We start from the raw sequence: 26,517 nt of genomic DNA, 5'->3' as shown, positions 1-26,517 counted from the left end.
AGTAATTTTAGTTGTTAAAGTTTGGATTGTTTAATACTTCTCCTGAAGGAATAGGGAAATAGTTATGTTCTTCAGGTTTGTAGTTTTGAGATGATTGACTAAAATCTGGTCTTACCCTTCCTGAAATAAATAAAGGTGCTACACCTTGCCCGGTAATATCTAGATTTGTTTCTCTCCAAATTTCATCGGCACGTAAATCATCAAAAACTTCTTTTACGATACCCCAACGCACTAAATCCTTATAACGATGTCCTTCAAAACATAACTCAATGGCTCTTTCCACACGTTGAATATGTGTTAAAACAGTTTGCGCGTTAGCGGTAACCATTGGTTGATCGCCATGAACCTGTTTACTAACATGAAGCTGTGGAAACATACCACCGTTCATATCCATATATTGCTGTAAAGTGACAACACCAGCTCTACTTCTCACCATATCAACATAGCTAATAGCTGTGGCAAAGTCACCGTTGGCATTAATTACAGCTTCTGCATACATTAGTAAAACATCGGCATAACGAATATGTCTAAAGTTGATACCGCTACGTCCACGTACAGGCTCACCGTCCATATGATACCAGTTAGAGTGCTTTTTTACGTAAGCACTTTGTCCACCGCCCCAAGTTGCCTTTGCTTCTGAAAAAGGTGCTAGGTACCAATCTCCTTCACCGTTTCTAGGAGCAATGGTATAGTTCATTCTACGAGACTCTAGGTTGCCATCATTAATTGAATTATTAGGGTCAACCTCGTCGTTCACCAACATTTCATGAAGGTTATATGAAGCCAATACGGTATTAAAAGCACCGTACTGTATATGACCAACTTCTGTACTTAGTGTGGTAGATTCCGCACCTGCTCCACCGATAGAGGTATCATCTTCTGCAAAACCACTATTTCCAGGATTTAAATCAAAAGAGTAGTTGACCTCAAAAATAGATTCTTCGTTAAACTCATTGAAATGCGTAAAGTTGTCTTCAATGTTTCTGGTTAAACTATATATACCTGAATCTATGACCTCTTTAAATAAACTAGCGGCTTGCGGCCATTGTTCATCATAAAGATATACTTTGCCTAAAAGTGAAGTGGCAGCGCCCCAAGTAGCTCTACCTGCCGCGGAACTTTCCCAGGTTTCAGGTAAATTGCTCATTGCAAATTCCAAATCTGGAATAATAATTTGTGCGTTCACATCTGCCGTAGAAGATAGCTCTTTACTTAACTCTTCTAGAGATTGTGCCACCTCATCATGAATCATTGCACCACCATAGGTGTGTACAAGCTGAAAGTAAAAGAATGCTCTTAAAAAGCGGGCTTGAGCTTCTATTTCAGTTTTAGTTGTCTCATCTAAAATATCTTCGTCAACTGTTTGTAGCTGAGTAAGAATTGTATTTGCCCTAAAAATACCAACATATAGCTCTTGCCACTTTTCCGATAAGTGATTTTGACCGTTGGTATATGTTAAATTTCTAAACGGAAAAGGTCTATACCAAGCTTCTGTACCAGCTAAATCTGACATTACAAACTCCTGTACCAATTCAGAGCCACTAACAGAACGGTATTGCAACGCACCATATACTGATGTAAGTGCAGAGTTAAAATGGCTCTCTGTTTTCCAAAAGCTAGCTTCTGTAAGCGCATTTGGATTTGGTTCGTCTAAAAATGTGTTTTCGTTACAACTAACACCAACCAGCGTAAGAAGAACAAAACTTTTTACAATTATTTTTTTTATTGATTTCATAGTCTTTTTTTTAGAAACTTAATTGAACTCCCATTATAAACTGGCGCGTAATAGGGTAATTACCATTATCTACACCTCTTTGAAATAGGTTATCGCCACCCACTTCTGGATCATATCCTGTATAATTTGTAAACGTAAAAGGGTTTACGGAATTTAAATACAGTCTTATTTTATCTACGCCGAAATCCTGTGTGTTTGGAATAGTGTATCCTATAGATATGTTACGTATACGTAGGTAGGTTCCATCTTCTAGGAAATAATCTGAAAATGCCCTAACATTAGAGTGGGTACCACTTTGTCTATAGGTAGGAATATCAGAATCAGGGTTTTGAGGTGTCCATTGAAATACTTGCTCTTGATGGCGTCCACCGGCAAAAGCTATTTGCCTACCACCGTTATAAATTTCTGCACCGTATGCTAAATAACTTTGCACACCAAAATCCCAGCCTTTATAACCTAAATCAAAATTTAGACCGGCCTCCCATTGTGGAATACCAGAACCTGAGAATACACGGTCACTATCATTAATAGCGCCATCACCGTTGGCATCAATATATTTTATATCCCCTAGTTGTGGGCTACTAACTGCGCTTAGATCTAATTGTTGGTACTCTTCCAACTCTTCTTGAGTTTTAATTACACCGTCATTTTGGATCAAGTAGAATGATCCCGCTGGGTCTCCAACGCTTAAAAAAGTAGTTGGGTCATTACCTGTACTACCATCTGCATTGGTAAGCGTACCGCCAGAAGCACCAAGTGTTTTACCATTTAAATTGGTGATCTTGTTATCGTTAAGTGTCCAAGTACCTGAAAATCCAAAGGTTAAATCATCACCAATGCTACCCTTATAGTTTGCGGCTACCTCAACACCCTTATTCTGCATGTTACCGGCATTGACCGCCACGGCACCATAAACGCTTTGCGCTCGTGGTTGCCATAAACCGGCAGAAGGAGGGGATAACTCATTAATTAACATATCTTTCTTATCATTTCTATAGACATCTGCCGTAAGGTTTAACTTGTTGTTGAACATGCCTAACTCAAAACCAATGTTAGATGAAATTTGGGTTTCCCATTGTACATTAACATTAGGAAATCTACGTTGTACTAGACCGTTTTGTAAATCTTCATCAGCGCCAAATGGATAATTTACACCAGGTTCTATTACGGGTATGTAAGAGTAATCTGGAATACCGTTAAAACCTACTTGGGCCCAACTACCACGTATTTTAAAATTGTTTACTGTACCTGAGTTAAACCAATTTTCATCGCTTACGTTCCAACCTGCTGAAAAACCATAGAAGTTATTGTTTCTGTTTTCCGGGGCAAATTTAGAAGAACCATCACGTCTAATACTTGCACTTAAAAGATACTTACTATCATAATTGTACTGTATTCTTCCTAGTTTACCAGCTAACGTATTAACATTTCTGAATTCACTTGGAGTTGTAGGATTAGCTCCTGCATTTAGTACTTGCACGTCATTTGAAGCATCGTCGGCAAAAACCGTACCCGTGTTCAAGGTTCTATATTTGTACTTTTCGTAAGAAGCAACCGCTAAGAAATCTAAATTGTGCTTTCCAAAAGATTTTTTATAGTTTAAAATGTGCTCAATGGTTTCTCTTGTAGAAAACCATTGGTTGTATTGTAGAATAGCATTGGGTGTAGAAGCGGATAAACTTAACTCCCCGTTACGATCTAAAGCTAAATACTGAGGCTGAAAGAACTTTCTAAAATACTGACTCTCATTACGTCCTATATTAACTTTGTAGGTTAACCCATCTAAAATTTCGTATTCCAAATTCAAGGCAATACTATTGCTTTTGTTTTCCCTTTCATCAATATTGTCTAACTGGCGCGCTAAAAAGCCATAAAATATTTCGTTTTGTACACTTAACTGAACGGTGTTTTGCCCATTAGGTTGAAATACGCTAAAAGGCGCACTGTGGGGAGCATTACCAATAGCAAAACCGAATATATTCCAAGGTTCTTGCTCACGATTTTCTGTAGTTAAACTAGCAGAAGCAAAAGCTTTAAATTTTCCTTTGGTGAACTGCCCTGTAAGTCGGTTGGTTAAACGATCAAAACCAGAATTGATCAAAACCCCTTCTTGTTCGTAAAAAGTAGTATTGTAGTTATACGTTAAATTTTCAGCACCACCAGATAAGTTTACATTGAAATTTCGCACTACGGCGTTATCGTTTTGTACTTCATCAACAAAGTTTGTATCCCAATCCAATACGTTGCTATCTATTAAAAAATTTAGTGGCTCATCACCACCAGCTTCTGCACTGGTCTCCGTAACGTAAAGAAAATCGGTTGTGTTAGATAATGGTGTACCAGAGGTAATGTTTTGGATACCTGTAAACATATTTACGTCTACCTTCATTTTACCTTTTTTACCACGTTTCGTTGTAATCAAGATTACACCACCAGCACCACGCACACCATATACCGATGCAGAGGCACCATCCTTTAAGATGTCTATAGACTCAATTTGTTCAGGTGCAAGATTTGGATTTCCTTCTTGGGGTATGTTATCTACCACGTATAGCGGTTCTCCACCGTTCAAGGAAACTAATCCACGAATTTGTACGTTTGCGGCTTCCCCTGGTCGGCCACTTGCCGCTTGTATGTTTACCCCGGCAACTTTACCTTGAATGGCAGCTCCAATATCAGATACAGGTATTTTAACCAGTTCGTCAGAATCTACTTTAGCAACGGCACCGGTAACTTCTTTCTTCTTCTGTGTACCGTAACCCACAACAACGACCTCTTCTAATTGTTGGGAATCTTCTTCCAAGGCTAAGTTCATTGTACTGGTATTAGCGGAAACTACTTGTTTTATACTTTTAAAACCTAAGTAAGAGAACACTAAAGTTTCGCCTACGTTGGCATTAATGGTATAATTACCATCAAAATCGGTTACGGCTCCCTTGCCTGATCCTTCAACAACTATGGAGACGCCCGGCAATGGGGTGTTTTGTTGGTCCGTTACCACACCTGAAACGGTTTTCTGTGCGTAAGCCCAGCCTATTCCTAAAAATAGGTAGAGCACAAAGGCACTCATTTTCATAAATTTTGGTTTTTGTCCTTTCATAATGATGAGTTAGGTAGTTGGTATTTTAATGACACTATTAATATGTCATTGAAATAGATTAATAATTTAATTATTGAAAAAAATTCAGGTATGAAATTATCATATTATTAAAAGGAGTAATAAAAAACGCCCTCAATAAAAACTAGACACTGTTTTACTATTTTTAATCTTGGGCTATTTTTAAACAAAGAATTCAGAATATTTGGCGGGTTCTTTTTTGTGTATTCTTAAAATTTTTGAATTTCAGTATTTGTTGATTGTTTTGCCAAGTAAAAATTGCGGAAAACAAAGCTATTTCTGCATTTTACTGTAGGTTTAGCGGTATTTAGAAATAGCATAAAGAGTGCTGGTCTAGGTAGTATGTTCAGGTTTTGTTCAGATGTTCAATGTTATTTTAAGCTTAGGTTTTTGTCAAATTATGAAGCATCTTATTTATATGGCAAAACCTGCTAATGTTTATCAATTTGATGGCTGTATTACCGTATTAAATGCCCAAATGGTGTAAAAAATTCAACGACACCTGAACAGATGTTTGCAGTTTGTTTAGAATAGAGTGGTGAAAAATAGGGTATTATCACTTAAAAGGTTGCTATTTTGGTGAATACGAAAAGTGTAGCACTTATGTTGAACTTTTAACTTCTTACCTCATACCTTTTTTCTCTTTCTTTTACGGTTACCCGTAATTTTCCATGGAAGAAATATACTACCTTGTTGGTCGGTTCTAAAACACTACTTCCCCCTGCCGTTTTGGAGTTTAAATTTTTTACTGTCACATCATTTAGTCCAGAATAAATTATAACAAGTAAGTATCAAGTCTTATGAAACTAGAGCGAATATTAGATAAATTGGGGTCTATAGAAAAAAACTCATTCATTAAAATCATTGATAATATTATATCTAAAAACCCAACGAACGGAAAAGAGATAGATAAGATTTTAAGTTCATCGGATAAAGGTTTAAAATCAGTTGACAATCAAAATATTTCTAGAATTTTCAACTTAACCTCAAGAGAATTCCAAAGTTATATTGAATGTGAATTTCAAGAAATTACCTCGCAATTAGATGTTTTAATAGATATCATTATACGTGATGGTAATTGCATTATGAAGCAGGATTGGTTTTCCCGATTGTATGATTCAGAAATTAAGAATCTAAAATCTAAGATTAAAATTCTTAACTCAAGTATTGAAGACGAAAAGTCTGAGATAAGTTTAGCAAGAAAAAGAGATTATAGAATCTATAAAGCTTGTTTACATACAGCCTATCAAAATGATATAGAGAATAATAGAGATGCAAAAATAACTTCAGATGAATTGTCAATAATTTTAACTCTGGGAAAACAATTAGGACTTTCTCAAGAAGAAGTTAAGCTAATAAACTATTCCATCGTCCCAATTAAGAAACTGGATATACAAGAAGTAATTAAAAGTTTAAAAAATATTGGAGTAATATTTTATTCGAATAAAGAAAATACAATTTATGTAGCTGATGAAATGGTTCGTCTATTGAGGAAAATCAGAAAAAAGGAAGTAGCTACTAAATTTTATAGAAGAACATTAAAATTATTAAGGGACCCTATAATAAATCAAATAGCAAGAGATCATAATATAGATAGGAAATTGTCGTCAGCACAGAAGATTGAAGAGATCATTAAGGAGGGTGTTTCCTTTACAAATTTGCTTTTAGAGGATATATATAAATCAGGAAGTACATTAACGGAGAAGAAAAAAACTTTGAATGAATTATGTGAAAAAGGCTTGAATATAGGTAACCTTAAAGGAAGTGTTTTAGAAGATAAAATAGTTAGTCTAATTCAACATTTTGAGAATGTGGAGAGAGACGAAAAAGTTGGAATATCTTTGGATGGGTTTGAAAAACTACTTTTTGAACTTAATCAATCATTACCAAAATTAAATAAAGAAATTAGGGCGCAATTTGAATTGCAGGATGAATTTGTGTTAAAAGGAGATTATCTATTAGATTATAATATTAAACCTAGGGATATACTTGATTTAATAATAAAACCAGATTTGACAAAATTCATAAAGGATAATGGAATTAAGCAAAGAGGTGATGATATATTGAATATTCTTGAACATTATAAAGATGTAGAGAATTTATATTTGGAAAATTACTCTAATGTTGCTTTTAGAGATTTAAACTTATTAAAAGAGAATGGTATTACAATTAAAGAAAGTGAGTTAGGTTTAAAGTTTGAAGAGCTGACAAAGGTAATTTTTAAGGGATTAGGTTTTGATGTAGATGACACTTTAAAGAATAATATAAACACGCAAAAGGATATGATTGATATTCTTTTGAATCTAGGGAACGATGAGATAATTATTGTTGAATGTAAGACAAGTAAAGAAAGAGGATATAATAAATTTAGTACTGTCTCAAGGCAATTGAAATCTTATCAAAATTTAGCTTTAAAAAACAATTTACGTATAATAAAGATACTTTTGGTTGCTCCTGAATTTAGTGACGATTTCGTAACAGATTGTGAAATGGATACGGAAATGAACTTATCGCTTCTAACTGCTACAACTCTATCTAAAATTTTAGAATCCTTCAAAGGCTCAAATTACACTGAATTTCCTCATGTATTATTTAGAGATATTGTAATTAATGAAGAACGAATTTTAAAAGCATTGAGTAAATAATAAGGAAGATATGGAAATTGTATATTGCTTTCTTTAGTTACAAACCAACCTAATAAAATGAAAATTTCATTTAAAATTTTACTGCTAATTACATGTACTATTTTACAATTAAATGGACAGCAAACGGAAGAGCGATGGGATGGTTACATGGCAGCGTATGAGGAAGGCAAAATAGGCTCAACTACGTTACGAATGGATTTAATAGATACCGCTCCTATTAAAGATTTCAACTATGTTTTGGTCACAGGATTGTCTTATGAAACTGCTGATGAAAATGGATTTCCTGAAAATGAAACTCTAGTTATTCTTCATAATGTAGCTGATCAGTTAATTGAAATAGTAAAGAAGGAAACTGACTATTTCAATGTAGGTTCGTTCATGTATGACAAAGAGCGCTTGGAATATTTTTACCTCAAGGAACCAAAGGATTTGGTTACCATTATTGATAATTTTTATAAGGAAAAATATCCAGAATATAAATTCTATGTCAATATTAAAGAAGACAAAGAATGGACTTATTATACGGATTTCCTTTACCCAAGCGAAGAGGTGCAAAACTACATGGCAGACCAATCAGTGCTTAGAAGTTTAGAAGAGGCAGGTGATCAACTTACAAAAGCAAGACGAATAGATCATTGGTTTTATTTTTCTGCGGAAGATGAAATGATACAATGCAAAAATGAACTCATTAAAGCTAAATTTAATGTTGAGCATACAAATATTAATAAGGAGTCTTTCTTACCATTTGAATTAATAGTTTGGAGAGTGGACCATGTAGATATAGATACTATTTACCCTATAACTTCTAATCTAAGAATTTTGGCAGCAAAGTTTGGGGGTGAATATGATGGGTGGGAAACTATGGTGGTTACAGAATAAAAATACATTCATTAATGATAGATTTAGACGAAAACAAAAAAGGGATTACGGAATTCATAAACAATTCTATTTCTCGTTTTCAAACAGAATATGGGCTACCTACTTCGATAGGTATTTATTGTTGTCCTTGGTCTGGATGGATAACAACAAACTTCAATATAAAAACCAAACTAACGGAAACTGAGAATAATTGTCCGGATTTTGATTTCGTGGAATATGATTATATGGAAATACCTGAATGGGAAGATGAATACGAATCAGAAAATCCAGAATTCAAGACTAGTGGATTAGTGAAAAGAGTAAATCACGACCTTGGAGATGAAGTTTTTAATAAAATAATATTTGATTATTTAAAACCAATTGTTGCTGAAATAAAAGAACAAAAAGATTTGATATTTCTAATACAGATGTTGGATAGCAATTTTGAAATTGTATTATAAAAAATTGTGATCAATTTAAAACTCCAAAACTAATAGCAATACTGATTATTATCTTCACTTATGAGTCAAATCATCTTTTTAAAGATTAAAAAAATCAAGATGAGCTATGTAAATTAGAAGGTATTTAATATTCTCCACTATCCCACTATCCCACTATCCCACTATCCCACTATCCCACTATCCCACTATCCCACTATCCCACTATCCCCACCAAAAAGTACACAACATTCGAAAATGTGTGTAAGTCCTAACGGCAACTTCGCATATACTTTTGTCCTATTCTTTTAGACATTTAAAAAATAGGCGATATGAGTACAACACAATTTGGTAAAAAAGGGTGGACCCCAGATAGAATCAAAAGTCTTAAAGGCAAAACATTCATAATTACCGGTACAACCAGTGGTACTGGTTTTGAGGCGGCAAGAATACTGTTGAAAAAAGGGGCTAAAGTGGTCATGCTAAACCGTAACCCAAAAAAAGTTGCCGATACGTTGTCAACCTTAAAACAGGAGCTTGGCAATGCCATACCTGTAAGCAATATAGAAATGGACTTGGCATCATTGGCATCGGTCAGGAAAGCTGCAGATGAAATTTTGAAAACCGTACCACAAATAGATGCCCTAATGTGCAATGCCGCCATTGCGCAAGTACCCAAACAAACATTTACAGAAGATGGTTTTGAAAGTCAGTTAGGGGTAAACCATTACGGTAATTTCTTATTACAGGCTTTGCTGTACCCACGTATAGAAGAATCAAAAGGGCGTATAGTGACCGTGGGCAGTATGGGCTACAATTTGGGCATAAAGACCATACAGTTCAATGATATGAACTGGGACAAGAACTACAGTCCAAACGGCGTGTACAGTCAAAGTAAATTGGCGCAGATCATGACCGTTTATGAATTGCAAGATAGACTTAAGGCGGCGGGAAAAACAGGTGTGAAGTCATACGCTTGCCACCCGGGAGCCTCTTCAACATCATTGATCAAGACCAGCGGTAGCTTGTTGACAAGATTTATTTGGCAGATCATGAAATTAACGCCCATGGTACAATCTGCAGAGAAAGGGGCATACCCAGAAATCATGTGTGCCACCGAGCCAGATTTAGATCAATCTGGTTTTTACGGACCAACAGGTAAAAATTATTGGACAGGTCCGGTTGGGGAATGCAAATTAGAACCTCACGCCAAGGACAAACCCGTCATGGAAAAACTGTGGGAAGTTTCAGAAGAAGCCGTTGGTTATGAATGGGAGGTGTAGTATTTAACTAATAATGAAATAGGAATAAAATGAAGAGGATAAAAACCATTGGTATCGTAGTAATGCTATTAGCATCACTACACGTTTTTTCACAAGAAAGAAATTGGAAGACCGAAACCACTAAAGACGGTAAAACGATAGTAAAATACGAATTGGTAAAGGAAGACGAAGGAACGCATTTTTATTACGTTGCCCAGACCACTGCCAACATAAGTTTAGAAGCGCTAGATGCCTATTTTTCAAATATGGCCAACCATAAAAATTTCTTGGAGAGAACCCCGGTAACCCAAGAGATAGAAAAAGTGTCGGAAAATGCATGGTTGGCCTACTATTATTTTGATGCTCCTTGGCCCATGGCAGATAGTGATATTGTTATAAAAATCAATAGGGTAAAGCAAGAGGATAAACTTGTTTTTACAGCTATAGCTGCTGCAAACGATTACAAGAAGGAAGATGTAAAAAGAATGACGGACTATAAAGTTGTTTACGAATTTGAAAAGGTAGACAATACAAGCACTAAAATCACCTATAATGCAGATTATGTTCCGGTGGGTTCAGTTCCTAATTTCTTGGCAAAAACATGGTTTCCAGAAGGTCCGGCAAAAATTGTAAATAATATAGGGTCTAGGAAATAGACAAAAACAATAGATTAAATTTTAATTTAGTAGAATAGAGCAATTAAATCATAGAGACATGGATATATTAAAAGCGGCAACAGATTGGGCAAAGGCAGAACTATTTTCAACTCCGTTCTTCATGCTGTTCGGTCTGGCATTTTTAGTGGCAAGCTTGGGGTTTTGGCAATTGGGTAAAACAGATATCGCCAGAGCGTATATAATTCCTACATTGGTAGCGGGCAGTTTACTTTTAATCATTGGTGTTGGGTTGTTTTTTACCAATAAATCAAGAATTCCCCAATTTGAAAAAGCCTACCAAATAGATGCACCGGCGTTTGTAGCATCAGAATTGGAACGCGCCGAAGCTACCTTAAAAGAATACGATACTATTGTTTTTAAGGCGATACCCATTATAATCATAGCTTGTGCCATAGTACTGTTGTTTGTAAGCACACCGGTTTGGAGAGCAAGTATGATTACCACCATAGCTATGTTGACGGTTATTTTATTGGTAGACGGTACCGCCCATGCCAGAATAGATGGGTATAATAAACAATTACAATTGGCAGCTAAAGAAATGAACAAGTAGTATGCAGCATTTTAAAACATTATCGTCCTATATAGCGTATTTGGAACTACCTGGTCCGGAACACCCTATGTTGAGTGTATTTTCGGCAACGGGAGATGGTTTTTTACCTTGCCCCAAAGAAAGTTCGCCGCCCATTACCAATGATTGTTATACCATTAGTTTTAAGAAGTTTGTACAGGGCGATTTAAACTATGGGCGTACAACATACGATTTCAATAACGGAGCGCTATTTTTTATTGCACCAAGGCAAGTATTGCAATGGAACGAGGCAGCGGTGTTTGAACAAAAAGGGTTTTCGATCAGCTTTCACGAGGACTTTTTAAAAGGAACGGAGTTGGCGCATCAGATCAAAAAATATGGTTTCTTTTCCTACTCCGTCAATGAGGCATTGCACCTTTCACCAAAAGAAGAAAAGCAGATAGAATCCATTGTCGAGAATATTGAAATTGAATATCAAAACAATCAAGACGAGTTCAGTAAGGACATTATTGTATCTCAATTGAGTACCCTGCTGAAATACGCCAATCGATTTTATGAGCGTCAATTTTTAAACAGAAAAGAACTTTCTACAAGTTTGTTAGAACAGTTTAATACAAAGTTGTTGGAGTACGTAGAATCTGGTCAGCTACAGGAAAATGGTATACCTAGCATAGAACAGATTGCCGATAAAATGGCAATTTCGCAACGTTATCTAAGCGATACCTTAAAAAAGGAGACCGGTAAGACCACCACGGAACATTTGCAGTTGTTGTTAATAGATGAAGCAAAGAATATGTTGCTGCATCCCAGTAAAAGTATTGCTGAGGTAGCGTATGAGTTGGGTTTTGAATATCCGCATTATTTCTCAAGGTTGTTCAAAAAGAAAGAAGGTATTAGCCCAACGGCTTATCGTGAAAAGTTTAGTGTGAATTAGATACTTCCATTACTATTAAAGGGAAAAGACTATAAAGCCCTCGTTACATCTGTAATGAGGGCTTTGTAGATAATGTATGTTTAACAAGATGATGTTTTATTCTTTCACCAATTCCTTGCTCAATTCCTCTAAAGAAACTCCTTTAGTTTCTGGCATTTTGGTCATTGCCCAAATAAGTTGCAATACCATCATTGCACAGAAGAAGTAGTAGATATACCAAACATGGTCTTTAAGAACACCTTGGGTAGCATCTAGGAAAAAGGGAGTGATCAATGTAATGATCGCTGCAAATACCCAATGTACACTAACACCCCAAGACTGCCCGTAAGCACGAACACTGTTCGGGAATATTTCTGATATAAAGACCCATATTACCGCACCTTGCCCAATGGCATGAGAGGCAACAAAAGTACAGATGAAAGTAAGTGTAAGGGTAGATCCCAGATCCATTTGAAAACAGAGACCCACCATAACCAAACTAATAATGTAGCCTATAGAACCAATAATAATCAGTTGTCGTCTTCCTAGTTTGTCCAACAAGCGAATTCCAATAAAGGTGAATACAAGATTTACGATACCAATGGCGATCGAGTTGAAAAGCGACTCTTTACCGCCTAACCCGGCTTGCTCTAAAATTTCAGGGGCATAATACAGCACAAAGTTGATGCCTGATAATTGATTAAAGAATGCTATAAAGAAAGCGAGCCAAAGTACTTTTGAGTATTTCTTTTGAAGAAGGCTTTCACTTTTGGTGCTGTGCTGTAAATCGGTCTTAATCTCTGCCAATTGTAGCGCGGCCTTTTCTTTAGAGTGTATGATTTCTAATATTTTTAAGGCACCTGCATCATCCTTTTTGTGTAAAGCCAACCAACGCGGGCTTTCAGGTACGGTAAATACCATTGCGGTGTAAATGAAAGCGGGTATGGCTTCTACACCAAGCATCCAACGCCAATCATTTGCACCATCAAAACCTTTTAATAACCAGTTAGATACAAAGGCGATCAAAATACCGAATACCAACCAAAATTGGTAAAGTCCGCCAAGCTTTCCACGATTCTCCTTAGATGTAATTTCAGAAATGTAAATAGGAGCGGCAACCGAAGAAATACCGACACCTACACCACCAATGAAACGAAATAGGGAAAATGAATATGGATCTTGAGCCAAGGCAGAGCCAAGTGCGGAGACCAGAAACAGAATACCTACCCATAACAGCGTTTTCTTACGCCCTAGGTTTTTGGTGGGAATGCCACCAAAAAGAGAGCCTACTACGGTACCCCAGAGTGCCATACTCATGATAAAGGTGCCGTGAAATAAAGGCGATGTGTTCCAAATTTGTTTAATAGGTTCATTTGCGCCGCTGATGACAACGGTATCAAAACCAAATAAAAATCCTGCGAGGGCCACGGTAATGGACCATACGATAATTCTGTTCATTGTTGAGTGTTAAGTTGTTGTTAAATATAATGAATGAAAATCGTAAAATCATAATCTTTTGGGTCAACATAAAAATCAAAGAATTGGTAACTTGTAACAATTTTAAAATTGAACAATGAAAGATTTAAAAAATAAAGTAGCTTATATAACTGGAGGCACTAAGGGAATAGGCTTTGCCGTAGCACAAACATTATTGGGTCAAGGCATGAAAGTGGCCATTAGCGGTAGATCTCAAGAAAGTGTAGATCAGGCGTTAAAAGATTTTAATAACGATGATGTTTTAGGAATTGTATCTAATGTAGCTAAACTTTCAGACGAAGAAAATGCCGTAGCTAAAATAACGGATAAATGGGGGCAAGTAGATGTTGTTCTGGCAAATGCCGGTGTTGGTAATTTTGCACCCATAGATGAAATGACCGAAGAACAATGGCACCAAATGATAGATGTAAACCTTAGTGGTGTTTTTCATACCCTAAAAGCATCTGTAGCGTCCCTGAAGAAAACAGAAGGATATTATATTACCCTAGCAAGTTTGGCAGGTACCAATTTCTTTGCTCAAGGTGCTGGGTATAATGCATCAAAATTTGGTGTGGTTGGCTTTACACAAGCGGCAATGCTAGATCTTAGACAGTACGGTATAAAAGTATCTACCATAATGCCGGGTTCTGTGGCAACACATTTTAACCATAATGAGCCAGGTGACAAAGATGCATGGAAAATTCAACCAGAGGACATTGGTGAATTGGTGTTAGATCTATTGCAGATGAACGAAAGAACCTTACCTAGTAAAATAGAGGTAAGGCCAACAAGACCGGACAAGAAATAAGTTTAGACTTCTTTTTCAGTAAAAGGAATGTCGGCATTACAGATTTCTGTAATTAACTGACCAAGTAGCTGCTCGAAATCAGAAATGACCTCATTGGTAATAAGGTGATTTTTGGGTCCTCGGGCAGTTTCTTTTTGCGCGAACAGCAACGTTCCATCTGCAAAATTCTTTAAAGAGATAATACCTGCTTGAATGGTTAAGTTATCTGCAGGATGCATTTTAAAAAACATTAATCCGTAGCAAAGCAATTGAAAAGCCTTGCTAAATTGATAATCTTCGGTAAGTACGTCCCAATCCATTAATTCAACATTGCGTCTTTCTACCTTACCTGTTTTGTAATCGATAATTCGGGTAACGCCATCAAATTCATCAACACGGTCTAATTTTCCTTTTAAGGTGATGGGGAAGTCCAAACCGGCAATTTCCAGGGGTACTGATAGTGACTGTTCCAGTGCAATTATTTTAATACTATGGTCTTTAATAGCGGCTATTTCTGCATCTATAAATGTTTGAATGTACTTAAGGATGACATGAAAAGAAATATAGTTTTTACCAGAACTGATGTTCCCATCCTTGTACGTTTTTTCAAAGTTACGGGCTACCGAGGTAGTTACATTTTTACGGATATCGTTTAGAGACTCCTTGGTAAGGGTTGTGCCAATTAAAGGTGTATACAACTCTTCTAAGCTATCATGGACAATAGTACCAAAAGTATTGGGGGCAAGGGTTTCTTCAACCTGCATAACCTCATTGATATTCAATAGATTCTGCTTATAGAAATCAATTGGGTTTCTAATGTAGTTGCTCAAAGAGCTTGGTGAAAATCCTTTAGCGGCTTTTTCACGAATAAGTTGTGTAAGCGTAGTTGTCTTTGCTATCTGCTCAATTTCTTTGGCAATAGGTTGTATGGTAGGTGTGGCTATGACTTCTTTGATATCGCTTCTGTTATCATCCGTTAGTAATTGGGTGATCAACCTACTACGTTCTCCACCTTCTAAAGCATCTGGCTCTGTGTTATATAAGATGTATACGTTTTTGGCACGCTGTAATAATCGATAAAAGTGATAGGTGTACACCGCATCTTTTTCTTTGTAGGTGGGTAATCCGTTTTTCGTCTTTAAGTCGAACGGAATAAAGGAATTATTGGATTTTCCCGATGGTAGCACACCTTCGTTTACAGACGTGATGATAATGGTCTCAAAATCCAACAACCTACTTTCTAGCATTCCCATAATCTGTATGCCTTCTATAGGATTTCCTTGAAAATCTAAGGTTTCTGAGCTTAACAACTGTTTAAAAAGGTGTTTTAAACTTTTTAAATTGTTTATGTAGGTAAAATTGTTGCAAAGATCCTTGAGCTGATTGAACAAGGTATAGAATTTATATAACTGCTCTAACAATAATGAATTCTGTTTTACCGCCTCTATGCTTCTCATAGAAGTGATTAAGGCTAGAAAGTTTTCTAAAAGTTTATTGGGATCGTTGTTGATCTCTTCAAATAATAAAGAAACTGTGGCATGCTCAGGTAAAAGCGCATTTATTTGTCCATGGTTGATATAGGTCCAATTATTCAACTTTATTTTTGAAATTAACTGGTGGGTAGAAACCTCATTCGCATCGAATAATATGACAGTATATGAATGCGTCAAAAGATTCAATAGGTGTCTATAGAACCAGCCACGATCTGTTTTTTGTTCATGAAATTCTATGAGGTTTATAAAAAAACTTGCTAGGGTAGTAGATTCTAGCTTTTGACCCATGGTAATATTCGTTGCCGGAATATGATCCGGTATAGCATTTAATAGGGGGTTTAATAATTCTTCATTACCAAGAACAATGGCGGAGTTTTGCAATGTTCCTGGTGCGTTACCTTGAATGTGATTTAAAATATCACCTACATAATTAACCTGGGATACATTTTTGGGTACACCAATAATTTCTATGTGCTTATCAGTATTGTAATAATTGGTTAGACCGGCAAGGGGTTTGTCTTTTAGAACATTCCATGTTTTTTGATACTGGCGTATAAAGTATCCGGCATCATGAATATTGTCTTTTAGAAAATAAGGGTCAATATCCCAATAGATAGCGGCATCTGTTTTTTCAAGAATGGTTTGTATAAGAATACTTTCAGCAGTGTTCAAGGCATTAAAGCCAAGAAAAATATGTTTCTTGCTGTTGGATTCAAGATAACCAGAAAGTTGGGATACCGATGTTTTATATATAAGACCTTGATGACCTAAACCTTTTTGTATGAGGTTATTATTGAATTTGGTATAGATTTCTTCAAGGTGGCGCCAAAAATGAAGGTAATTTTCGATCATTTCAGATTTGTCACTGTTCAATGACCAATGATTTACCTCTTGTATAGCGGCAACATTTTGATACAGAGCAGTGGCATCTACTAAGTAGCGATCCACTTCATTAAAATCTTGTAATAGAATTTGTCCCCATTTCAAGAAAGAATCAAAAGATTCTTTTTCATAGTCACCAACGCTCAAGTAAGCATTATACAGTTCAAATAACTGGGTAGTAGTATTGGCGGTTACCAGGTTGGATACTTTTTCAATGAAGTCTTCAATACTGTAGATTTCAGGAGCAAGTATGGTTTTGGTCAATGATTTGGATAGTGCTTTCTTAAGAAAGACACCAGCCCGTTTACTGGGTAAGATAAAAATGGTATTGGCAATGTTGGAATTGTGTTTTAAAACATCCTGTACTACATCTTGTATAAAGCTCTGCATGATGTAAAAATAAAAAAGCTCCGCAATATTGCGGAGCTTTTATTTTATTAAAACACTTAGGTATGTTTTTTACTTATTTTACTAAGTTGATTTCTACCCTTCTGTTTTGAGTTCTACCAGCTCTAGTGTTGTTTGTTGCGATAGGCTTAGACTCACCGTAACCAACTGCAGATAATCTGAACTCTTCTATTCCTTTGTCAACTAAGAATTCTTTTACAGAAAGAGCTCTTGACTCAGAAAGACTTTGGTTTAATTTTTCGCTACCTACGCTATCAGTGTGACCTTCAACTGTAAATTTAGCGTTAGGGTATTCTTTAAGGATAGTGATAATGTCAACCATTACTGAAGTAGACTCAGCTTTGATAGAAGATTTACCAGTATCAAATAAGATAGTTCTAGCGTAATCGTTCAATTGCTTTTGAACTTCTTCAGTTACTTCAGGACAACCAGCGTTAGCTACAGTACCAGCAACTTCAGGACATTGATCGTCTTTGTCTAATACACCGTCACCGTCAGTATCAGGCCATGGACAACCTTTGTTCTCAGCAGGACCTGCTTCAGAAGGGCAAGCATCATCTTTATCAGCAACACCGTCACCGTCAGCATCTGGACAACCAGCTAAAGCAGCAACACCAGCTTCGTTAGGACAAGCGTCATCTTTGTCAGCAACACCGTCACCGTCAGCATCAGGACATCCGTTCATTTCTTTAGAACCAGCTTCGTTAGGACAAGCATCTTTGCTGTCTTCTATACCGTCACCGTCAGAATCTGGACAACCGTTGAATGCTTCAAGACCAGCAACTTCTGGACAAGCATCATCTTTATCGTAGATACCGTCACCGTCAGTGTCAGTACCACCAAACTTAACTGAGATACCAGCTAAATGTTGGAAATGAGGAGCTAAGTAATCTTCGAAAGCATGCTTATAAGAAGATTGTAAAGTAAGACCTAAGTTCTCAGAGAACCAGATGTTAAGACCAACACCACCGTTTGCAGTACCAGCACCGATTTCATCGATCCAAGTATAACCACCACCTATTTCGATGAATGGGTCAAGAACAGTTTGTCTTTTTATGATATCATATTTAATTGTACCATCTATAGCGTAGTGAGATAGATCGTCAACACTAACGTCACCTAATTTGCTAATTTTGTTAAGAGAACCTCTAGCTCCAACAGAGAAACCATCTCCTATAGATTTAGATACTCCTACATAAGAAATAGAAGGTAAGATATTCCAGTGATCGTTTGCATTGAAGAATTCATTACCGAAAGAACTTACATCCGAAGTTGGATATACGTCAATGGCATTAACCCCAAATTGCACTTGCCAAGGGTTATTCTCGTCTTGCGCTTGTATGTTGTTGATACCTACAACAAGTAGTACAACAACCAATAATTTGCTAAGATGTTTCATGTTCAAATTTTTAAGTTTAAGTGTTTATTAGCTGCAAATGTAACTTGTTAAATATTATTAACAAAATCAATTTCCTATTTTTTTTAATGCATTTAATAGATTAAATAGTGCATTTAAACGATTTTTAATTCCTTGCCTACCTCTGTGAATGCGGTAATGGCAGCGTCTAAATGCTCTTTTGAATGCGCAGCTGAAAGTTGTACCCTAATACGAGCTTTGTCTTTTGGAACAACAGGGTAGAAAAACCCGATAACATAAATACCTTTTTCCAAGAGCTTATTTGCCATTTCTTGAGATAGTTTGGCATCATATAACATTACCGGTACAATGGCAGAATCGCCATCAACAATGTCGAAACCAGCCGCTATCATGCCTTTTTTGAAGTATGCAGTATTTTCTTGCAACTTATCTCTTAAAGAAGTGTCGTTCTCCAACATATCAAATACCTTTATAGAGGCACCTACAATGGCAGGTGCCAAGGAATTTGAAAATAGGTAAGGTCTAGACCGTTGTCTCAATAAAGTAATGATTTCCTTTTTTCCTGTAGTATAACCGCCCATGGCACCACCTAGGGCTTTGCCTAGCGTGCCGGTTATAATATCAATTCTACCCATTACCCCTTTTTCTTCTAAGGTACCTCTTCCTTTTTCGCCTATAAAACCGGCTGCATGGCATTCGTCTATCATTACCAGGGCATCGTACTTATCGGCTAGATCACATATTTGGTCCAGCGGGGCAACAATGCCATCCATGGAGAATACACCGTCGGTAACAATGATCTTAAAACGTGCCCCGTCTTCGTTTGCCTTAATAAGTTGTTCTTCTAGATCTGCCATATCACTATTGGCATATCTATAACGTTTTGCTTTACATAAACGAACACCATCTATGATTGAGGCATGGTTCAACGAATCTGATATGATAGCATCTTCTGCGGTAAGCAAAGGTTCAAATACGCCACCGTTGGCATCAAATGCAGCAGCATATAAAATAGTGTCTTCGGTACCATAGAAATGAGCTATTTTTTGCTCCAGTTCTTTATGGATGTCTTGTGTGCCGCAAATGAACCTTACAGATGACATACCAAAGCCATGGGTGTCCATAGCGTCTTTTGCCGCTTGTATAACCTCTGGATGTGATGATAACCCTAAATAGTTATTGGCGCAAAAATTAATGACCTCTTGCCCGGTATTTATTTTAATGACGGCATCTTGTGGAGAAACAATAATTCTTTCCTCTTTAAAAAGTCCGTCCTTTTTAATCGTTTCAATTTCTTGCTGTAAATGTTCTTTGATTTTTCCGTACATATTCCTTCTATATATAATCTAGTTCTATTTCAGTATTAATATACACAATGATTTTGTGATCAATGGTGTAGCCCATATTTGAAAAACTTTGGGCATAGGCGTTCACCTGTTGGTGATAGTGCTTATTGCGTTCACCGGTTTTATAATCTATAATGGTTGCATGGTTATCCTTAAGCACAACCCTATCTGGTCTTTGGGTAGAACCGTCTGCCATTAAAAGATCTCTTTCGTTCAGCACCTCAAAATCTTGAGTGTAAAATTGCGATAAATCTTTATGATAGATGACCTTTTTTACAACTTCCTTTATCTCATTGACTTCTTGTTCCTTGATCAGACCTTTTTGTAATGCCAGTTGCATGGCTCTTTCTAGGTCTTTTGCGGTATGGATGGCACCCAGTATAAAATGTATAACATTACCTTGATTAATGGCAATATCTAAACCTTCATCCCAAAGGGTTCCTGCCAGTGCCAGTATTTTAAAATCTGCCCTGTCTTTATTGGTATATATATAAGGTATGGTCAGAGGATCGTTATCCATTTCTTTTTTGGCTTGATTAAGAGGGAACTCACCAAAATGGTAATCTAATTTATCTTGTTGGTACGCACCAATACTTTTTAGGAAATGAATGAATAACCCAGAGTAGTAATTGGTATTGTGTTCCCCTTTCTTATCAAGTTTGTTTTCGCTAATTATGAAAAGTGCTTTTACGGCTCTGGTTAAAACAACATATAAAAGGTTGAACGCATCTAACTGTAATTTTTGGTGATCATGGGAATACAACAAGGCTTCGGTTTCTCCGTATTCTTGAACTTCCTGTTTCTTATTGATCAGTATTTCAGAAAAGCCAAGAAACTCATCTTTATCAACCGGCAGCCATAATTTAGGGTCTATTTCTTCAAATATGTTTGAATTTGCATAGGGGAAAATGACCACTGGAAACTCCAGACCTTTAGATTTGTGAATGGTCATTATCTGCACAGATTCAATATTTTCTGGTGTGCTAATGCTTGCTGAATGTCCTTTTTTGTCCCAGTAATCTAAAAAAGACTGCATATCTGAGCCAAATTTTTGCTCTACATCAAAAACAAGATCCATAAAAGCAGTCAAGTGAGCATCTGAAGTAGGTATAAGGTCAAAGGTTTTAATGGCATATGACAATCCATCATAAACAGATGTTTGTCTTAATCTAGAAGAATCAAAGCCGTAAACGTTTAGGAAATGGTTGTTTAGATTATCTAGGTTCTCATAAATATAAGCGTGTTTGTCAGCTTTGTTTTCAGAAAGGAAATGAAGTAATTCATATTGAATTTCCAATTCCGTGGGTTGTACCAAGTGCCTAATTAGCTGTACAAGAAAAATAACCTTTTTGCTCTCGCTCAACAATAAAGAGTCTGAGGAAACTACCGGTATATTATGCTGCATCAACTGATCTGCAAGCAATAGACCGTGTTTCTTTTTTCTGATAATAATGCAAATGTCACTATAGGTATAACCTTGTGCTATACATTTTTGAATGGTCGCTAAAGTGGTTTCGGCATAAAGCTCATCGTCATCCTCTTCCAAAAGAGATATATGAACATAGCCACCTTCTTTATGGTTGATTTCCTGTTGGTTGCCTATTTTAAAAAATTCTTGATAAACCTCATTTTCCAAAAAAGGACTCACACTTTGAAAGAAGTTGTTGTTGAAGTTAATGACTTCCGCGTAACTTCTATAATTCTTTGGTAACGTAACCAAATCAGATGGTACGGTAAAAGGGTGTGTTTTATGGGTCGCCAATTCTAAAAATTGTTCGGCCTTACCGCCACGCCATCTGTAGATGGCTTGCTTGGGATCACCCACAAGAAATAGAGAACCCGTATTGCCTAACTCATCTTGGCCTTCCATGGCATTCCCTATGAGAGGTATAAGGTTTTCCCATTGCATTTGCGAGGTATCTTGAAATTCATCAATAAAATAATGGCGGTATTTTTCTCCCAAGCGTTCATAAATAAAAGGGGCAGGTTGATCCTTTACTTCCTTTGCAATTAATGTGTTGAATTCAGATATGGATAACTGATCCTTTTCTTCTTGAATGATTTTTAGTTCTTTTTGAATAGCGTTCAAGAGCGCAAAAGGAACAATGTTTCTGTTAATGTTGGCAAACAGCCCTCTTTTGTAAATAAGTTGCTTTATAGTTTGATAATAAACTAAAAGTTGATGTGCTAAATCAATAGGGGCATTTTTTACCGTGGCTTTTAGAATTTTACCTTCAATTAAATTGTCTTCTAGTTTATTGTTGTAAAGTTGAGTAGGTGAATAGTTGCCGGCAATTATTTTTTTAAAATGATTGGGTAGGGTTTCCCTTGGAAAATCTTTAAAATCCAATCCGGCATTGGTAATGAGTTCAAGACAAGCGGTTGTAAGTTCCTCAACTTTTTTTTCTATATCCTTAGTTTGTTTTTTAAGGTGATTTTGAAGTTTTAAAAAATCACCTAGCTCAATAGCATTTAAGCTCTTTAAATGTGCAGCATTGTTTTCGTCGAAAATTAATTTTCCGATTTTTAAAAGATCAAAACCAATGTCCCAACTTCTATCGTCCTCTATTTTTTCTAGTGCAAAATCTAAAAGAACCTTGGTAAATTCAGGATCTTCACCAGCTTTGCCTATGACGCGCTCTACGGCTTCTTGTAAAAGCAGATCCACATCTAGAACCACTTCAAAATTTTGAGGGATCTTTAAATCCTTGGCGAATGTTCTAATAAGCCTATGGGTAAACTTATCTATGGTAGAAATATCAAAGAAAGCATAGTTGTGCAAAATTTGCTTTAAACGCAGTTTGCTCAAAGCGGGCAACTCCTCAAAAGTATAATCGGTCTCATTCAGTATATCTTTGAACAATGGTGCTGCATGGTCCATAGAAGTCGTTTTTGAAAACTCAAAAAGACTGTTAAGAATACGATGTTTCATTTCATTTACCGCCTTATTGGTAAAAGTGATCGCTAATATTTTTCTGAAATTTTGAGGAGAAGCCAGTATAATCTTCAAGTACACCTTGGCAAGCGCATACGTTTTGCCTGATCCGGCAGAAGCATTATATATGGTAAACGGATTATTAGACACTGATTTTTACTGCAAATTAAGGATTACTGTACAGTTCTTAACAAATTATTACGTGAATATAAATGTTAAAATCCGTAACTTTGAAATACAATTAATATAAATCTAAAAACACATAAATTATGGCTTTTGAATTACCAAAATTGCCTTACGCTTATGATGCTCTTGAGCCTCATATTGATGCAAGGACGATGGAAATACATCATACAAAACATCATAACGGATATACAACTAAGTTAAATGCCGCTATTGAAGGTACAGATCTTGAAGGAAAATCTATTGAAGATATCTTAACAGGTTTGGATATGAGTAATGGTGCAGTTAGAAACAACGGAGGTGGTTTTTATAACCACTCATTATTCTGGACTATATTATCACCAAACGGTGGTGGTAAGCCTAGTGGAGAATTAGCATCTGCTATTGATAGTGCTTTTGGTTCTTTTGAAGAGTTTAAAAGCAAGTTTACTGCTGCTGCAGGTACTAGATTTGGTTCTGGTTGGGCATGGTTATGTGTTCATGAAGGTGGTAAAGTAGAAGTTTGTTCTACACCAAATCAAGACAATCCGTTAATGCCAGGAGTAGAATGTGGTGGGCAACCTATCTTAGGATTAGATGTATGGGAGCATGCATATTACCTAAATTATCAAAATAAGAGACCAGATTATATTGAAGCGTTTTTTAATATTATCAACTGGGATGAGGTATCTAAACTTTATGCTAGTAACAAATAAGTAAAGGTAAAGTAAATCCTAACTAACTTGTAGGAAACCACTTATGAAAATTTCATAGGTGGTTTTTTTGTTTTTAAAATAGAAAAGGGCGGAGAAGTCTCCACCCTTTTCGTCCCAAATCTTACCATAAACTTAACCTACTTATGCTATGGCGATACTAAATTACTGGTATTGAGTAAATAAAAAAAGGAATTTTAAGAAAAAAATTCACTTTTATTTATGTCGTGTTATATTTCTCTTAGTGAATTATGATAGATAACAGCCTGAAAGTAAACTAGGTTGCATTAAAATAAAAAGACGGAGCATAGCCCCGTCTTTTCCCCAAATCTTACCATGAACTTAACCTACTTATGCTATGGTTCTGTAAATATAGATGATGTTACTGTGGTTGGGCAAGCTAATCGATGTACGTCGTAAACCTAGGTTGTACTACTATTTTAGATGAAAATGATACTTAGGTAACGAGAGCTTTGATGAAATAGGTCCAAAAATAAAAAGACGGAGCATTGCTCCGCCTTTTTCCCCAAATCTTACCATGAACTTAACCTACTTATGCTATGGTTCTGTAAATGTAATATGCTTAACTACAATTGAAAATAGTACTAGTTAAACGTACCGTTAAAACGTTAAAGGGGGCTTTGTGAAGAATTGGATTACAAAATGGTAATCTGTATAAAATAAAAAAGGCGGAGAAGTCTCCACCTTTTTTGCCCCAAATCTTACCATGAACTTAACCTACTTATGCTATGGTAGCTTTAAAAGTAAACAGGGTTAAGTCAAAACGACTATTCAGTCGTTAAAATGCTATATTCGTCGATGAAATACATAAAAAGTGTGCATTTCATCGAATTATTATTTAATAAGCGCGTTCGTTGTTTCCTTCGTAGAAGTTGATGAACGCTCTATTTACAACTCTATTTCCACCAGGCGTTGGGTAGTTGCCGGTAAAATACCAATCACCTAAATTCTTAGGGCAAGCCTCATGTAAGCTAGATATGGTTTGATATATTATGGAAACTTCTGCATTGATATCATCTGGACTCAACAGCTCTCCGATCTTTTTAGAAATTTCTTTTGCAGTGAATGGTGCATAGAAATCCTTTACATAGTTAATGACATCTTGATCACGGCTCTCTACTTGTGTTAAGCATTTTTTGTAGATTTCCTCTACAATATGCATGGAGTTGTTATCCTCGTGCAACGCCAAGGCTGCTTTAAAGGCAATAAAATCTTCAAGCTTTGCCATATCTATACCATAACAATCTGGGTAGCGGATCTGTGGTGCAGATGATACAACTATTATTTTCTTTGGAGATAACCTGTCCAAAATTCTAAGAATACTCTTTTTCAAGGTAGTACCCCTTACAATACTATCATCTATAATAACAAGGTTGTCTCCTTTTTTTACAGAACCATAAGAAATGTCATATACATGTGCCACTAGGTCATCTCTACTGCTATCTTGCGTAATAAAGGTTCTTAGCTTGGCATCTTTAATAGCTACTTTTTCAATTCTTGGACGTACCTCTAGTATTTCATGAAGTTGCTCGCCGGTAATTGCAGGCCCTAATGCAAGTATTTGTTCTTCTTTTTTCTGGTTCAAATAGTTTTGAGCCTCTTTTACCATACCGTAAAAAGAAGTTTCTGCAGTATTCGGTATATAAGAGAAGACAGTGTTTTTGATATCTTCATTTATAGATTCCAATATCTGTGGAAATACCAATTTACCTAAAGCTTTACGTTCTTGGTAAATCTCCTTATCACTACCTCTAGAAAAGTAAATACGTTCAAAAGAACATGCTTTACGTTCTTTAGGTTCCTGAATTTGATGAATGGCGCTAGTGCCGTTCTTTTTAATGATAATGGCGGCACCAGGGTCAAGTTCTTTTACCTCGTCATAAGGTACGTTGAATACCGTTTGTATAGCAGGTCTTTCTGAGGCAACTACAACAACTTCATCATCCCTGTAGTAATAAGCCGGTCTAATACCACTAGGATCCCGTAAGACAAAAGCATCACCATGGCCTAACAAACCTGCCATGGCATAACCACCATCAAAATTCTTGGCAGCTCTTTTTAATATCTTATATACCTTTAAACGTTCTGCAATAATAGGCGAAGCTTGTTGTTTGGTGTATCCTTCTTTTTTTATCTGCTTATATAGTTTAGCAACGGCATCATCAAGAAAATGACCTATCTTTTCCATTACCGTAACGGTATCTGCCATCTCTTTAGGATGCTGGCCAAGTTGAACCAGGTTGTCAAAAAGCTCATGAACATTGGTCATATTAAAATTACCGGCAACAATTAAGTTACGGTGCATCCAGTTGTTCTGTCTTAAGAAAGGATGAACACTCTCAATGCTGTTTTTGCCAAAGGTACCGTAACGCACATGACCTAAAAGGAGTTCACCTATATAAGGTATATTCTTTTTTTGCAAGGCAACATTATGCTCATACTCCGGATGCTCTTTCATCTCGGTATTGATACGATCATTTATTTGTGCAAAAATGTCCTGTATAGGCTGTTGCTGGCAAGAACGAACACGGCTCATGTAACGTTCACCTGCCTTAACATCTAATTTAATGCTGGCAAAACCTGCACCGTCTTGACCACGGTTATGTTGTTTTTCCATCATTAAGTACATTTTATTTACACCATAAAATGCTGTTCCATACTTTTCCTTGTAATACTCTAAAGGTTTTAATAACCGTATTACAGAAATACCACACTCATGCTTAATTGCGTCACTCATTGTTT

At 36.3% G+C, this 26,517-nt stretch carries 17 protein-coding genes; 9 read left to right on the top strand and 8 right to left on the bottom strand.

Features of this window, described 5'->3' with window-relative positions; all coding sequences use genetic code 11:
• Positions 1-7: 7 nt before the first annotated feature.
• Both VBZ51_RS07670 and VBZ51_RS07665 read right to left on the bottom strand, forming a co-directional pair.
• Complete coding sequence (locus tag VBZ51_RS07670) at positions 8-1,735, bottom strand: RagB/SusD family nutrient uptake outer membrane protein (protein WP_416576546.1); 1,728 nt, start codon at positions 1,733-1,735, stop codon at positions 8-10.
• Positions 1,736-1,745: 10 nt separating this feature from the next.
• Positions 1,746-4,835 carry a TonB-dependent receptor gene (locus VBZ51_RS07665; protein ID WP_348099536.1) on the bottom strand — a complete coding sequence of 1,030 codons (3,090 nt, stop codon included), beginning with the start codon at positions 4,833-4,835 and terminating at the stop codon, positions 1,746-1,748.
• An 818-nt stretch (positions 4,836-5,653) separates the two neighbouring features.
• On the opposite strand from VBZ51_RS07665, the gene VBZ51_RS07660 reads away from it, so the two are divergent.
• The 7 genes from VBZ51_RS07660 to VBZ51_RS07630 all read left to right on the top strand — a co-directional run bounded on the left by VBZ51_RS07660 (position 5,654) and on the right by VBZ51_RS07630 (position 12,195).
• The gene (locus tag VBZ51_RS07660) at positions 5,654-7,498 is read left to right on the top strand and encodes a hypothetical protein (RefSeq protein WP_348099537.1); all 1,845 of its coding nucleotides are present in this window, start codon (positions 5,654-5,656) and stop codon (positions 7,496-7,498) included.
• Positions 7,499-7,555: 57 nt separating this feature from the next.
• Entirely contained in the window at positions 7,556-8,377 is an 822-nt protein-coding gene (locus VBZ51_RS07655; RefSeq protein WP_416576545.1) for a DUF695 domain-containing protein, read from the top strand.
• Positions 8,378-8,391: 14 nt separating this feature from the next.
• A complete protein-coding gene (locus tag VBZ51_RS07650; RefSeq protein ID WP_321825957.1) occupies positions 8,392-8,817 on the top strand; it encodes a hypothetical protein in 426 nt (141 codons plus the stop codon).
• A 308-nt stretch (positions 8,818-9,125) separates the two neighbouring features.
• Positions 9,126-10,076 (top strand): SDR family oxidoreductase, encoded by a 951-nt coding sequence (locus VBZ51_RS07645; protein ID WP_416576544.1) that lies wholly within the window; start codon positions 9,126-9,128, stop codon positions 10,074-10,076.
• A gap of 29 nt (positions 10,077-10,105) precedes the next feature.
• Positions 10,106-10,711, top strand: coding sequence for a hypothetical protein (locus VBZ51_RS07640; protein WP_416576543.1), 606 nt, complete (start codon positions 10,106-10,108; stop codon positions 10,709-10,711).
• 58 nt (positions 10,712-10,769) lie between these two features.
• A complete protein-coding gene (locus tag VBZ51_RS07635) occupies positions 10,770-11,282 on the top strand; it encodes a hypothetical protein (protein ID WP_416576542.1) in 513 nt (170 codons plus the stop codon).
• A 1-nt stretch (position 11,283) separates the two neighbouring features.
• Positions 11,284-12,195: a helix-turn-helix domain-containing protein gene (locus tag VBZ51_RS07630; RefSeq protein ID WP_416576541.1), complete on the top strand. Its 912-nt coding sequence runs from the start codon at positions 11,284-11,286 to the stop codon at positions 12,193-12,195.
• A 96-nt stretch (positions 12,196-12,291) separates the two neighbouring features.
• Here the strand turns inward: VBZ51_RS07630 and VBZ51_RS07625 are convergent, their stop codons facing one another.
• Complete coding sequence (locus VBZ51_RS07625) at positions 12,292-13,632, bottom strand: sugar porter family MFS transporter (RefSeq protein ID WP_416576540.1); 1,341 nt, start codon at positions 13,630-13,632, stop codon at positions 12,292-12,294.
• 115 nt (positions 13,633-13,747) lie between these two features.
• Here VBZ51_RS07625 and VBZ51_RS07620 point away from each other — a divergent pair, with 115 nt between their 5' ends.
• Positions 13,748-14,458 (top strand): SDR family oxidoreductase, encoded by a 711-nt coding sequence (locus VBZ51_RS07620; RefSeq protein WP_074670583.1) that lies wholly within the window; start codon positions 13,748-13,750, stop codon positions 14,456-14,458.
• Between the two features lie 2 nt (positions 14,459-14,460).
• Here VBZ51_RS07620 and VBZ51_RS07615 read toward each other — a convergent pair whose 3' ends face one another.
• The 4 genes from VBZ51_RS07615 to VBZ51_RS07600 form a co-directional block, all read right to left on the bottom strand.
• A complete protein-coding gene (locus tag VBZ51_RS07615) occupies positions 14,461-17,202 on the bottom strand; it encodes a PD-(D/E)XK nuclease family protein (RefSeq protein WP_416576539.1) in 2,742 nt (913 codons plus the stop codon).
• 73 nt (positions 17,203-17,275) lie between these two features.
• Positions 17,276-18,619 (bottom strand): OmpA family protein, encoded by a 1,344-nt coding sequence (locus VBZ51_RS07610; RefSeq protein ID WP_058104732.1) that lies wholly within the window; start codon positions 18,617-18,619, stop codon positions 17,276-17,278.
• Positions 18,620-18,732: 113 nt separating this feature from the next.
• Positions 18,733-19,926, bottom strand: coding sequence for a glycine C-acetyltransferase (gene kbl / locus VBZ51_RS07605; protein WP_416576538.1), 1,194 nt, complete (start codon positions 19,924-19,926; stop codon positions 18,733-18,735).
• A 7-nt stretch (positions 19,927-19,933) separates the two neighbouring features.
• Positions 19,934-23,029, bottom strand: a complete 3,096-nt coding sequence (locus tag VBZ51_RS07600) for a UvrD-helicase domain-containing protein (protein WP_416576537.1) — start codon at positions 23,027-23,029, stop codon at positions 19,934-19,936.
• Positions 23,030-23,148: 119 nt separating this feature from the next.
• Here VBZ51_RS07600 and VBZ51_RS07595 point away from each other — a divergent pair, with 119 nt between their 5' ends.
• A complete protein-coding gene (locus VBZ51_RS07595; RefSeq protein WP_058104735.1) occupies positions 23,149-23,757 on the top strand; it encodes a superoxide dismutase in 609 nt (202 codons plus the stop codon).
• A gap of 856 nt (positions 23,758-24,613) precedes the next feature.
• Here VBZ51_RS07595 and VBZ51_RS07590 read toward each other — a convergent pair.
• The gene (locus tag VBZ51_RS07590; RefSeq protein WP_074670574.1) at positions 24,614-26,512 is read right to left on the bottom strand and encodes an amidophosphoribosyltransferase; all 1,899 of its coding nucleotides are present in this window, start codon (positions 26,510-26,512) and stop codon (positions 24,614-24,616) included.
• Positions 26,513-26,517: the final 5 nt, after the last annotated feature.

The sequence above is a fragment of the Maribacter sp. HS genome (genome assembly GCF_048059195.1).
Lineage (GTDB): Bacteria > Bacteroidota > Bacteroidia > Flavobacteriales > Flavobacteriaceae > Maribacter > Maribacter dokdonensis.
The sequence above is the reverse complement of the archived record's forward strand: the minus strand, read 5'-3'. Positions and strand labels throughout refer to the sequence as shown.